11 protein-coding genes are annotated in these 13,180 nt (G+C 59.9%); 8 read left to right on the forward strand and 3 right to left on the reverse strand.

What is annotated here, in order from left to right:
- Positions 1–220 precede the first annotated feature (220 nt).
- The 7 genes from htpG (at position 221) to ACW5XD_RS12605 (ending at position 7,315) form a co-directional block, all read left to right on the forward strand.
- On the forward strand, positions 221–2,134 hold the full coding sequence (gene htpG / locus ACW5XD_RS12575) for a molecular chaperone HtpG (RefSeq protein ID WP_456495172.1): 1,914 nt from the start codon (positions 221–223) through the stop codon (positions 2,132–2,134).
- Positions 2,135–2,392: 258 nt separating this feature from the next.
- Positions 2,393–3,037, forward strand: coding sequence for an adenylate kinase (gene adk, locus ACW5XD_RS12580; RefSeq protein ID WP_456495173.1), 645 nt, complete (start codon positions 2,393–2,395; stop codon positions 3,035–3,037).
- Positions 3,038–3,145: 108 nt separating this feature from the next.
- Positions 3,146–4,120, forward strand: coding sequence for a ferrochelatase (gene hemH / locus ACW5XD_RS12585; RefSeq protein ID WP_456495174.1), 975 nt, complete (start codon positions 3,146–3,148; stop codon positions 4,118–4,120).
- A gap of 103 nt (positions 4,121–4,223) precedes the next feature.
- The gene (locus ACW5XD_RS12590) at positions 4,224–4,616 is read left to right on the forward strand and encodes an MAPEG family protein (RefSeq protein ID WP_456495230.1); all 393 of its coding nucleotides are present in this window, start codon (positions 4,224–4,226) and stop codon (positions 4,614–4,616) included.
- A gap of 185 nt (positions 4,617–4,801) precedes the next feature.
- On the forward strand, positions 4,802–6,106 hold the full coding sequence (locus ACW5XD_RS12595) for an inosine/guanosine kinase (RefSeq protein WP_456495175.1): 1,305 nt from the start codon (positions 4,802–4,804) through the stop codon (positions 6,104–6,106).
- 182 nt (positions 6,107–6,288) lie between these two features.
- Positions 6,289–6,651: a DUF2750 domain-containing protein gene (locus tag ACW5XD_RS12600; RefSeq protein WP_029302851.1), complete on the forward strand. Its 363-nt coding sequence runs from the start codon at positions 6,289–6,291 to the stop codon at positions 6,649–6,651.
- A gap of 169 nt (positions 6,652–6,820) precedes the next feature.
- Positions 6,821–7,315, forward strand: a complete 495-nt coding sequence (locus ACW5XD_RS12605) for a hypothetical protein (RefSeq protein ID WP_456495176.1) — start codon at positions 6,821–6,823, stop codon at positions 7,313–7,315.
- Here the strand turns inward: ACW5XD_RS12605 and ACW5XD_RS12610 are convergent.
- Complete coding sequence (locus tag ACW5XD_RS12610) at positions 7,278–8,918, reverse strand: EAL domain-containing protein (RefSeq protein WP_456495177.1); 1,641 nt, start codon at positions 8,916–8,918, stop codon at positions 7,278–7,280. The two genes, ACW5XD_RS12605 and ACW5XD_RS12610, sit on opposite strands and share 38 nt — an antisense overlap.
- 188 nt (positions 8,919–9,106) lie before the next feature.
- Here ACW5XD_RS12610 and glgC point away from each other — a divergent pair, with 188 nt between their 5' ends.
- The gene (gene glgC / locus ACW5XD_RS12615) at positions 9,107–10,381 is read left to right on the forward strand and encodes a glucose-1-phosphate adenylyltransferase (protein ID WP_043555434.1); all 1,275 of its coding nucleotides are present in this window, start codon (positions 9,107–9,109) and stop codon (positions 10,379–10,381) included.
- Between the two features lie 94 nt (positions 10,382–10,475).
- Here glgC and ACW5XD_RS12620 read toward each other — a convergent pair whose 3' ends face one another.
- Both ACW5XD_RS12620 and ACW5XD_RS12625 read right to left on the reverse strand, forming a co-directional pair.
- Complete coding sequence (locus tag ACW5XD_RS12620; RefSeq protein ID WP_456495178.1) at positions 10,476–12,476, reverse strand: hypothetical protein; 2,001 nt, start codon at positions 12,474–12,476, stop codon at positions 10,476–10,478.
- Between the two features lie 145 nt (positions 12,477–12,621).
- Positions 12,622–13,173: a lipoprotein gene (locus tag ACW5XD_RS12625; protein WP_456495179.1), complete on the reverse strand. Its 552-nt coding sequence runs from the start codon at positions 13,171–13,173 to the stop codon at positions 12,622–12,624.
- Positions 13,174–13,180: the final 7 nt, after the last annotated feature.

Below are 13,180 nucleotides of genomic sequence, written 5' to 3' on the forward strand. Positions count from 1 at the left end.
CTGCGCTAGCAACTGAACTGAATCTGCGTCACAACTCAGCAGCAATACCAGAACCCGCCTCGGCGGGTTTTTGTTTGAGCGATGGGCGGTGCCTGGCTGAGTGCTGGCGCAAAAATCGCCATTCGCACCGTCAGCAGACTTTTCCCCCTTGAAATGGGGATCCCAGGCCCCATCTTGTATCAGGAATGTGTTCAACCCGAATCGCCTGAGGATAGTGTCGATGACCCAAAGCGTTCATGCCGAAACCCACGGGTTTCAGACTGAAGTCAAACAACTGCTGAGCCTGATGGCCCACAGCCTCTACTCCAACAAAGAAGTGTTCCTGCGCGAGCTGATCTCCAACGCCTCTGATGCGGCGGACAAGCTGCGCTTCAAGGCGCTTTCCGATGCCTCTTTGTTCGAAAACGACGGCCAGTTGCGCGTTCGCCTGGTGGTTGATAAAGAGAATCGGACCCTGACCATCTCTGACAACGGGATCGGTATGACCCGGGATCAGGTGATCGAGCATCTGGGCACCATCGCCAAGTCCGGCACTGCCGAGTTCTTCAAGAACTTGTCAGGTGATCAGGGCCGCGACTCCCAGCTGATCGGTCAGTTCGGGGTCGGTTTCTACTCCGCCTTCATCGTCGCCGACAAGGTGACTGTGGTTTCCCGCGCCGCCGGTACCACACCAGATCAGGGCGTGCAGTGGGAATCGGAAGGGGAAGGCTCCTTCACCGTGGCCGATGTGACCAAAGAGGGGCGTGGTACCGACGTCATCTTGCACCTGCGTGCGGAAGAGGAAGAGTTCCTTGATGACTGGCGCCTGCGCGCCGTGGTCGCCAAGTATTCCGACCACATCAGCGTGCCGGTGGAGATGTTCAAAGAGGGCACCCCGGATCGCGAAGAAGATGGCGAGACCGTCGTCGGCACGCCGGGCGAGTGGGAGCAGGTCAACCGCGCCACTGCGCTGTGGACCCGCAATCCGAAAGAGATCAAGGACGAGGAGTATCAGGAGTTCTACAAGCACGTCGCCCACGACTTCGAAGATCCGCTGCTCTGGGGTCACAACCGGGTGGAAGGGGCGCAGGAGTACACCAGCCTGCTCTACGTGCCGGCCCGCGCCCCCTTCGATCTCTACAACCGGGATCAGAAACACGGCCTCAAGCTCTACGTGCAGCGCGTCTTCATCATGGACGACGCCGAGCAGTTCATGCCGGCCTACCTGCGCTTCGTGAAAGGGGTGCTGGACTCCAACGATTTGCCGCTCAACGTCAGCCGTGAAATCCTGCAAGACAACAAGGTGACCGTCTCCCTGCGCAAGGCCTGCTCCAAGCGGGTGCTGACCATGCTGGCCAAGCTGGCCAAGGATGACAGCGAGAAGTACGCCAAGTTCTGGAGCGAATTCGGCAACGTGCTGAAAGAAGGCCCGGCCGAGGATCACGCCAACCGCGAAGAGATCGCCAAGCTGCTGCGCTTTGCCAGCACGGCGGGCGAGGGCGAAGCCCAGACCGTCTCTCTCGAGGATTACGTTGGCCGCATGAAGGAAGGCCAGCAGAAGATTTACTACATCACCGCCGACAGCTTTGCCGCCGCCAAGAACAGTCCGCACCTCGAGATCTTCCGCAAGAAGGGCGTCGAAGTGCTGCTGATGTGGGAGCGGGTGGACGAGTGGCTGATGAGCCACCTGACCGAGTTCGACGGCAAGCAACTGGTCTCGGTGACCCGTGGCGAGCTGGATCTCGGCGATCTGGAAGACGAAGCGTCCAAGCAGGCGCAAGAAGAGGCTGAAAAAGCCAACGCCGGTCTGGTGGAGCGAGTCAAGCAGAGCCTGGCCGATGCGGTGAAAGAGGTGCGTGTTACCCACCGTCTGACCGATTCACCGTCCTGCATCGTCACCGACGACCACGGCATGAGCACCCAGATGATCAAGCTGATGCGTGCCGCCGGCCAGCCGGTGCCGGAGCAGAAGTACATTCTGGAGCTCAACCCCGACCACGCGCTGGTGAAGAAGCTCGACACCATCGAAGACGAGGCACTGTTTGGCGAGTGGGTCACCCTGCTGCACGAACAGGCCCAGCTGGCAGAACAGGGCGGGCTGAATGATCCGGCGAGCTTCGTCTCCCGTATCAACCGTCTGTTACTCCAGGCATGATGTTTGGGCCCACTGCATGCAGTGGGCCTCTTTTATGTGGCGCTTGTCCTAAATAGGGGCAGGCGCCTCTCTTTGTTATTGGGGGGCGCTGCATTTTCACTCATTTTTCCAGGGTAGCGTTGCGGCTTGAGCCGCCTCGCCGCTGCGGGAATATGGTGAAAAATAAGCCACTCACACGGGGCAAGCTTGTGAAAATGAGCGAAACCGTGTAGTTTTTTGCCTTCTCAAGAATTGAATATCCAATCAATAGGAGCGTGTATGCGCATTGTTCTGTTGGGGGCTCCGGGTGCCGGCAAAGGTACTCAGGCTCAGTTCATCATGGAAAAACACGGTATTCCGCAGATCTCCACCGGCGACATGCTGCGTGCGGCGATCAAGGCGGGCACCGAGCTGGGCCTCAAGGCCAAAGCCGTGATGGACGCAGGTCAGCTCGTCTCTGACGACATCATCATCGGCCTGGTCAAAGAGCGTATCGCCCAACCGGATTGCGCCAACGGCTTCCTGCTGGATGGTTTCCCGCGCACCATTCCCCAGGCGCAAGCCATGAAGGATGCAGGTGTTGTAGTCGACTTCGTGCTGGAGTTCGACGTGCCGGACGAAGAGATCGTCAAGCGCATGAGCGGTCGTCGCGTTCACTCCGGCTCCGGCCGTACCTACCACGTGGTGTTCAACCCGCCGAAAGTGGAAGGCAAAGATGACGTGACCGGTGAAGATCTGGTGATCCGTGCCGACGACGAAGAGACCACAGTGCGCAAGCGTCTGGATGTGTACCATCAGCAGACTGCACCGCTCATCGGTTTCTACGGTAAAGAGGCGGAGGCGGGCAACACCCGTTACGTCAAGATCGACGGTACTCAGCCGGTGGATCTGGTCAGCAAGCAGCTGGCAACCATACTGGGCTAAGCCCGCCATTGGCCTTGCCGACGGCAATGGGCAATGCGCTTGAGACAAGGGCCCGGCATGGGCCCTTTCTTGCATTCAGACATAACAACAGAACGACAGGAAGCATACGTGACCACGAAAACCGGGATCTTGCTGGTCAATCTGGGTACCCCAGCCGCGCCCACCACGGCCGCCGTCAAGGCGTTTCTCTGCCAGTTTTTGCACGACCCGCGGGTTGTCGACCTGCCGCGCTACCTCTGGTGTCCACTGCTCCACTTCATCATCCTGCCGACGCGCTCCCCCAAGGTGGCCAAGCTCTATCAGCAGGTGTGGACCGAACAGGGCTCGCCGCTGATGGTGATCAGCAAACAGCAGCGTGCGGCGCTGGAGCAGGAACTCAAGCGGGAAGGAGTCGAGGTGCCGGTGGAGCTGGCCATGACCTATGGTTCGCCCTCCATGGACGATGGTTGGCAGGCGCTCAAGGCCAAGGGGGTCAACCGGGTCATCCTGCTGCCGCTCTATCCGCAATATTCGGTCAGCACCACGGCCTCCGTGTTCGATGCCTGGGCCAAGGCGATGAAGAAAGAGCGCAACCTGCCGGTGGTGCGGCTTATTCGTGATTACCATGCCCATCCCGAATACATTCAGGCGCTGGCCATGAGCGTGCGTCGCCATTGGGAGCAGCACGGTCAGGGCGAACACCTGCTGATGTCGTTTCACGGCATTCCGGAACGTTATGAGAGCGAAGGCGATCCCTATGGTCATCAGTGTCGGCGCACCGCCGCCCTGCTGGCCGAGGCGCTCGGGCTGGATGCCGGCCAGTGGACCGCCAGCTTCCAGTCCCGCTTTGGCAAGGAGGAGTGGCTCAAGCCCTACACGGACTTGACCATCGCCGGATTGCCGGCGACCGGCATCAAGCGGCTCGACGTGGTCTGCCCGGCCTTTGCCGCCGATTGCCTCGAAACCCTGGAAGAGATCGAAGTGCAAAACCGGGAGATCTTCATGGAGGCCGGTGGCGAGCAGTTTGAATACATACCGGCGCTCAACAGCGATCAGGCCCACATCCGCATGATGGTGTCCCTCATCTGCCGCGAGCTGGCATAAGGGTCTCTTTTCATTCGGCGCGTTGGTATGATGGTGTCTTTCATCTGCCGCGAACCGGCTTGCGCTTTCCCGCGTTCAAGATTCAAGGATAAGGAGTGTCATGATGATGCATATCACGCTGATTTACGCCGGCCTGCTGGGGCTTTTGTTCCTGCTGCTCTCCTTCTGGGTGGTCAAGCGCCGTGCCCAGTTCAAGGTGATGATAGGTGAAGGGGAGGCACCCGAGATGCGCTCCGCGATCCGCGCCCACGGCAACTTCGCCGAGTACGTGCCGCTGACCCTGCTGCTGATGGCCCTGTGTGAACTGGCGGGGGTCGGTGCCCTCTGGCTGCATCTTGGCGGTCTCTGCCTGTTGGTGGGCCGCATACTGCACGCCATCGGCATCCAGATCCCCAGGGCCCCCAACATACCACGGCTGTTTGGTACCCTGCTGTTCTGGCTGGCACTGGGACTCTTCTCCGTGCTGGCGCTGGTGCAGGGGCTCTCGTTCGGCTGATCTCATTGTCTTTGCTGACTGAAAAACCACCTCCCGGCGAGGTGGTTTTTTTATGAGTGCGGGATAAACGTTTTCCTCTGCAGCCCTTGTCTATACTGACGCCATATTTTAATCAGGCGACTTTTCGGCGCGGCGGATTGTGCTAAAATCCCGCCCCTCTTTCCCCCAGAGCACAGAACATTGCCATGAAATTTCCCGGTCAGCGCAAGTCCAAACACTACTTCCCGGTCGACAGGCGTGATCCCCTGATCCCGCAAAATCCCCTGCTTACCGAACTTGGCAAAGCCTATGTGGTGGGAATCGATCAGACCCTGGTGGACATCGAAGCCCATGTGGATGAGGACTTCCTGAACCGTTATGGCCTGAGCAAGGGCCACTCCGTGGTGATCAGTGACGACGTGGCCGAACGGGTCTACGAAGAGCTCAAGACCAACAACATGGTGGTGAGCGAGTTCGCCGGTGGCACCATAGGCAACACTATGCACAACTACTCGGTGCTGGCGGATTCCCACTCCATCCTGCTTGGTGTCATGAGCCAGGACATTCGCATCGGCAGCTACGCCTACCGCTATCTGTGCAATACCTCTTCCCGTGTCAACCTTGACTACCTGCAGCCGGTCAACGGCCCGGTCGGTCGCTGCTTCACCTTCATCACAGAGTGCGGCGAGCGCAGCTTTGGCATCAACGCCGGCAAGATGAACCAGCTGGATGTGCACCATGTGCCGGAAGAGGTGATCAAGGGGGCTTCCGCCCTGGTGATTACCGCCTATCTGGTGCGCGGTGACGATGGCGATCCCATGAAAGAGGCCGCCATGGCTGCCGTGCGTTACGCTCGCGAGGCCGGCGTGCCCGTGGTGCTGACCCTGGGTACTCGCTTCGTCATTGCCGAGAACCCCCAGTGGTGGCGTGACTTCATCGCCGAGAACGTGACTGTGCTGGCGATGAATGAAGATGAGGCCGAGGCCCTGACCGGCATCGCCGATCCCCTCGGCGCCGCCGACAAGGCGCTGGACTGGGCCGACATGGTGCTCTGCACTGCCGGCCCCATCGGTCTCTACATGGCGAGTTACACGGAGGAAGACTACAAGCGCGAGACCACTCATACCCTGCTGCCCGGTGTCATCCCCGAGTTCAACATGTATGAGTTCAGTCGCCCCATGGCTCGCGCCAAGTGCCGCAAGCCTGCACGGATCTACTCCCACATCTCTCCTTACATGGGTGGCCCCGAGAAGATCAAGAACACCAACGGGGCAGGGGATGGCGCGCTTTCTGCCGTGTTGCACGACATGGTGGCCAACGCCTATCACCGCATGAATGTGCCGAACTCCGCCAAGCACATGTCCGAGTTCCTGACCTATTCCTCCCTGGCCCAGGTGTGCAAGTACGCCAACCGGGTCAGCTATGAGGTGCTGGCCCAGAGCAGCCCGCGTCTCTCTCGCGGCCTGCCCGAGAAGGAAGACAGCCTGGAAGAGGTTTACTGGGAGCGTTGATCCAGGCCATGACAAACGCCTCCTTCGGGAGGCGTTTTATCAGGCAAAACACGGCATTGGGCAGTTTTTTATGCGAATAACCCCAAGATGCTTGAGTCCATGTCACTTTTGCGACACCATTTGGCCACCGCATTGCCACTCGGCACTGCCGTGGCCGCAGCACCCGATAAAGAGAGAGCCCCATGAGTAAGTTAACTGACAATCTTGACGCCAATTTCCAACTGTTCATCGAAGAAGTCCGCGAGTCGGGTCAGGTGTGGGGCTTGCGTTACGGTGAAGACTGGGTCGTCTGCCGCTCTGCCGAATTTGAAGATGCCGATGTGATGCCGCTCTGGTCAGCCGAGGGCGATGCCCGCCTGCATTGCGTGGACGAATGGGCCGACTACGAGCCGGAAGTGATCGAGCTGGAAGAGTTCCTCGATATCTGGATCAACGATCTGGACGAGGATGATGTGCTGATCGGCCCGAACTGGAATGCCGATCTGGAAGGCCAGGAGCTCGAGCCCATCGAGCTGGCCAAGGCACTGGTCGAACTGGACGCCTGAACCGTTCTGCATTGATGGCCACGGCCATCGGATGCCTGAAGAACCGATATCCGCGAGGATGTCGGTTTTTTTATGTCCAGCTTGCAGAATACTGAATGAAAAGGCGATTTGGCTTTGCACCTGTGGAGGGGATGGTCCATCATCAACCTTTTGCCGAGCGGGAGGCGCCATGTTTGTATTCGACGTAACCGGCATTGCTGGGGAGCGCGCCGAGATCCGGATCCAGGCGCTGGACTGGGGACAGACAGGCCCCGTCACCTTCAGCTGTGATGACGATCAACTGGCCGTGCTGCTGTTGACCGAGTGTCGCTGCGATGCGGTGGGTTTTTTCAATCTGCTGGCGGGTAGCAAGCCGCTCTATCTGGAGCAGTGGCTCTCCTATTTGCAGGAGACTGGCCGCATCGCCAAACAGAGCAGCCAGCTGGAGAGCCCGGCCCAAAGCGATTATCTCGCCAAAGCGGGCTTCGAGCATGAAGAGCTCAATGCCCTGCTGGGTCAGATCTATCAGGTGGCGGGGTTCAATCGCCTGCAGATCAACCGTTACCTCAAGAATCGCCACAATCCCACCACCCTGGCGACCCGTTACGATCAGAAGGAGCTGGAACGTTATCGCCAGCTCAACGACATCATTCTGACTCTGCTGAAGTTGAAGCGTCCCCAGTAAACAGGCCAAGCTGGCTGATATCCGGCCGCAACTGCTGGGGCTTGGCGATGAGATAGCCCTGCAACCCGTCCACGTACATCCCCTGCAGCAGCTGTTTCTGGCCAAGCTGCTCCACCCCCTCCGCTATCACCTGGCAGCCCATGCGGTGTGATACGTCCACTATCATCCGCACAAACTGCTGGTTGGTCAGATCCTGTTCCAGCCCTGTGATAAGGGCGGGATCCAGCTTGATGTAGTCGGGTTTTAGCTCGCGAAACAGGTTGAATGACCCTATCCCCTTGCCGAATTTGCAGATGGCGGAGCGACTGCCGTTGCGCCTGAGCAGCTCGAACACCCGTTTGGCCCCCGTCATGTTGCGCTCCAGATGCTCCTCATCCAGTTCGAACACCAGGTTGGCGCTGGTGTTGGGATCCTTGAGCAATTGTCGGTCGAGCCAGATCAGAAAAGTGCTGTTTTGCAACAGGTTGCTGGAGAGGTTGATGCCCCAGCGACTCTGGTTGGAGCCAAAGGCCCGGTACTGGCGCATGACATGAATGACCAGCATCTGCTCCAGCCGCATCACCATGTCCAGCCGCTGGGCCATGGCAAACAGGGTGTCGGTTGGCAGCACTGTGCCGTCGGCACCGCTAAAACGGGTGTAGATCTCGTTGTAGGCCAGCATGCTGCGGTGCATGGGCTGGATGGGTTGATAGGTAAAGCTGATGCGCTCCTGTTCCAGCAGATCATTGAGCACCAGCTTCCAGTGGTGCTGGCCCTGCAGTTCTACTACGTCATCGTCTTGTTGAATGGCCCAGCCGTTGACCGTCTCGGTCTGGGCGCGGGCCAGCGCCAGATCCGCCCGCGACAGAATCGCCTCTATCTTCTGCCCGCTGCTCAGGCGCGTCAGACCCGAGTAGGCGGCGCTCTCCAGCTCGTGTTGTTGTTGATAGTGATCGAAGGCGATTTTCAGATCCCGGCCGAGCAGGGGCGGCGGTATGTTGGCCACCGGCTGCACCAGCACGGCGAAGTCGGCCCCCGAGATGCGATAGATTTGATGACCCGGGAAGCGGCTGACCACCCGGGTGATGAGATTGGCGATATCCTTGATGTAGGCGTCCCCCGACTGGAAGCCGCGCTGGGCGTTGAGCTTGCCAAGTTCGGTGGCGCGGATCAGCACCAGGGTGGCGGTCTGGGTGTCCTGATCCCGCTGCAGCAGCTCCGTCATGTCGCGCCGGAACGCGTGGCGGTTCTGCAACTGGGTCAGTTCATCCTGGGTCGCCTGATTGTGCAGCTCGCTGATCTGGCGATGGGCGTCGAGCTCGGCTTCATTGAACCGGGTCAGCAGTTGTTGCAATGCTTCCTGGGCTGCCGGGCTCTCCAGACAGGCGGGATCGCGCAGTCGCAGTGCCTTGAGCCAGACTTGTTCCTGCTGTTCACGCTCGGCGTTGCGGGTGCGATAGGCCAGTGTGAACAGCAGGCCAAAGCCGAGCAGGGTAGTGCCGACGATGAGGATCAGGGTGAAGGGGGTTGCCTGTACGGCGAGCCAGATGCCTTGTAACAACAGCAGAGGAGCACAGGTGACGGCTGCGATCAGTAACAGGTTACTCCCGAGCTTGTTCAACATCTTGTCATCCTTGATGATGCGTGTGATGTTGAAATTCTAACCAAGCTCGGGATGTAAAGCATGGGATCCCGCTCAACTCCTGGAAAAGGGCCAATTGAAATCGGTTAAATGTGAGTGAAACCACTTTCATGGGCACTTAAAAAGGCGAAGATGGGTTGAAAATAGATCAAACAAGGCAGAGGTAAATCATGTTGTTAGAACCCGTAAATACTGCCAAAGCACGGCAATTATTGAATCAGAGTATGGCCTTGGTGCTCGCGGGGGGACGGGGCAGCCGCCTGAAGCAGTTGACAGACAACCGCGCCAAGCCTGCCGTCCATTTCGGCGGCAAGTTCCGCATCATCGACTTCGTGCTCTCCAACTGCATCAACTCGGGCATTCGCCGGGTGGGGGTGGTGACCCAGTACAAGTCCCACAGTCTGTTGCGCCACCTGCAATCGGGCTGGTCCTTCCTGCGCTACCAGATGAACGAATTCATCGACCTGTTGCCCGCCCAGCAAAGGGTGGACGAGGTGCACTGGTATCGCGGCACCGCCGATGCCATCTATCAGAACGTCGACATCATTCGCGACTACGGCCCCAAATACATAGTGGTGCTGGCGGGGGATCACATCTACAAGATGGATTACGCCGCCATGCTGCTCGATCACGTGCGTCTCGGTGCCAAGGTGACGGTGGCCTGCATCGAGGTGCCACGGGCGGAGGCCTCTGCCTTCGGGGTCATGGACATAGACGAGCAGCGCAAGATCCGCGCCTTCGTCGAAAAACCGGCCAACCCGCCGGCCATGCCGGGCCATGAGGACAGATCCCTGGCCTCCATGGGCATCTACATCTTCGAGGCGGAGTATCTCTATCAGCTGCTGGAAGAGGACATCCACAATCAGGAGTCCAAGCACGACTTCGGCATGGACGTGATCCCGCGCATCGTGGGAGAGGGCAAAGCCTTTGCCCATCCCTTCACCATGTCCTGTGTCGGTGCCAAGGAGGGGCAGAAACCCTACTGGCGCGACGTGGGGACCCTGGATTCGTTCTGGGAAGCCAACATGGATCTCGCCTCCGTGGTGCCCGAGCTCGACATCTATGACGAGAACTGGCCCATCTGGACCAGCCAGACCATGACGCCGCCTGCCAAGTTCGTGCAGGACAGAAACGGTCAGCACGGCATGACCATCAACTCCATGTTCGCGGGGGGATCCATCGTCAGCGGCTCCTTCGTGCTCAACTCTGTGCTGTTTACCCATGTGCGGGTGCACTCCTTCTGTACCCTGGATCAGGCCATCATATTCCCCGGGGTCGAGATAGGTGCCGGCTGTCGTCTGCGCCGGGTGGTGGTGGACAAGGGCTGCGTGCTGCCCGATGGATTGGTGGTGGGGGAGAACGCGGACGAGGATAGCCGCCGCTTCTATCGCTCCGAACAGGGGATCGTGCTGGTGACCAAGGAGATGCTGGCCAAGCTGGCGTGAGAGATAAGCGTGAAACTGTGTCAGACGTTGTAATGCAAAGGGAGCCGAATCGGCTCCCTTTCTTTATGGTGTGTCGTTGGATTTATCCGCTGACTCATTTCTCGCTGACGATGGCCTTGGCGGCCATCACCATGGCGGTGCCATGTTTGCCACCGGCGGCGGTGACTTGCGGCACGCCGTCTTCGTCCGTGTCGCCACCGGCTCCTTCGATGACGTTCTCACCGGAGTCGCCGATCCACTCGGCCATCTGCATGCCGCCATTGACCGTGCCACGGAACCAGCTCACGTAGCGCTGGGTCAGCTGGGCCAGTTCCAGCGCAGGGGCTTTCTCTGTCCCCTCGTTGCGCAGGTTCAGCATGGCGGAGCGCAGGGCACCAGAGATGGCGGCCTGGGTCCAGGGGGTGTATTCGCCCTGCTTGGCCGCAAGCCAGGTACCGGCCTTGGCATTGAAGTAGGCCTTGTCGGTGGCGATGAAGAGCTCGCGCGCGGCAGTGCGGTACTTGGCATCCGAGGTCGCCAGGAAGGCGGCCGTCAGACCCCGCACGGCGGCAAATTGCGCGTCGATGGACTGACCGGCATCCAGCTTGCCACCCAGGGTCAAACCGTCATGCACCAGACCGTTCTTGCCCTTGAGCTTGCCGAGGATGAAGTCGGCCTGCTGGCGAATGAGCACCAGTGCCTGCTGGCCTTGTGCGGTTTTCAGGTTCAGCTCGCCGTTGTCACCGGCGGCGTAGCCGACCGGCAGTGCATCCTGGGCACGCTGGAAGATCTGCAGGGCGACCAGGGCGTAAGCGGCGTCGAAGGTGGTGACGTGCTTGCCTTGTTTGCCTGCCTGCCAGCTGTCGACCAAAGTGCCGGCCTTGGGTTCGAAGTGCAGGGCGTTGAGGTTCTTGAACACCATGCCGGAGAGGTTCAGGGCCAGGGAGAAGGCGTCGTCGCCGACCACCTGCTTGGCGCTCTGACCCTGGGTGTTGGCGGCCGGGGCGGCAGCAAACGGGGCACCGTCAAACACGGCGTGGAAGGCCGGGTTCTGGTTGGTGTTGGCCGTGCGTTGATCGCTGAAGGCGTAGAACTCGGAGAGCGGCCACAGCATCATCCAGGCGTCGCGCAGCTGGGCTGAGCCATCCACCACCTCGAGCTTGCCGATGGCGCCCACCTCATTCTTGCTGGTTTCGGTCACTTTCACCTGATGGGGGAAGTAGACGATACCCTTGGACGGATCGTATTGCGGTGTGATCTTGGCACCCAGCTGCTTGCCATCGAAACCGAGCTGGCCCTGCATGATGGCCAGCTTGTCGATGGACTGCTCTGTCAGCATCATGCCGTTGAAGCCGTCGGCGGCAGAGACGCCCAGCTTGTGCTTGCCATCCTGATCCATGGTGGCGGACGCGGCTTCCACCTCTTCATCGCTCTCGGCCACGTGCATGCCGCCGAGGAAGTCCTGGGACCACATCACCTCTTTGAGCAGTATGCCGCCCACGGCTGCCGGGTTCAGCAGGTTGTCGGCACCGCTCCAGCGCAGGGTGGCGTAGTCGCGGAAGTAGGCCGGTACCTGGGTCTTGACGGTTTTCTCTGTGCCCTTGGCGGTCTTGATGGTGATCTGATCGCCGTTGACCGGGGTGGTGTTCACCGCTTGTGCAAACTCCGGATTGGCGGAGGCGTAGGGCAGGGAGAGGGGATACATGCCTTGCGGCACTTCATCGGCCGGGAAGCCGACGGCCTCGGCCATGGCCAGCACCCGCTTGCCGAGGTCGGCCAAGGTGCCACCGCGGGCCAGGTTTTGCGGCCCGTTCACCAGATGGGGGCCCATGCCGGATTGATAGTTGAGGGCGTACATGGCCTCTTCGGAATACTCATAGGATTCGATGCCGGCGGCGAAGTCGAACGGGGTCGGCTCATCGGCGCGGTTGGCGTCCAGCACATCCAGATCCAGTCCCAGCGCTTCAGCCAGCGGCTCGCCGGAGAGCTCGAACTCGGTATAGGCCAGCATGTTGGCGGCGGTGTTGAATGTCTTGTCTTCCACCTTGACGGCAGCCTGTACGGCGCCACTGAGCAGTGCGCAGGCGATCGCCTGGACCAGTACGGTTTTTCTCATGTCCCTTCTCACCATATGTTTGATTTTATTATGACGCTTCTCATGAATCTAAATGAGAATGGTGTGCATTATGAGGCAAAGGGAGGAGCTTGAGAAGAAAAAACCGTGCCCCTCGGGTTGAAGAGAAGAGGGGCGCGGTTGGGGGTCAGAGCAGCTTGAAGGGGATGACCAGCCGGCCGGGTTCCACCTTGAGGGCTTCCACCTTCTCCTTGATCCTGGCTTCGTTCTTGCGACTGCCGTCGAGCCGATAGACGGGGGTCTGGGAGAGGAAGAGGGAGAGCGACTGGTTGAAGGTGGGCAGCAGCGGGGTGAGGGCGGTGCCCACGTCGGCCGGCTCGGTCTTGACCGAGATGAGCTCGAGATCGCGCAGGTAGATGGCGCCCTGCTCGGCCACGTAGTCGGGGCGGGCGCTGAGGGAGAGGCGGATCTTCATCTGCTGGCTGCCAAGGGGGCTGCTGACCTGCAAATCACCGGCAGCATCCAGCTCGACCCGATCGGCGCGGGCGCGGCCAATGCGGCTCTGCATCTCGTCCAGGCGGATCTTGCTCGACATGATGCCGGGGATCCCCAGCTGTTTCTCGAAGGCGACCCTCTCTTTGAGGTATTGGTTGATTTCGCCTTCGCTGACGTTGTACTGGGTGAGCGAACAGGCTGCCAGCAGCAGACTGAGGGGGAGCAGAAGCAGGTGCTTTAACATCGACAGT

It is taken from the genome of Aeromonas enterica, assembly GCF_054052465.1.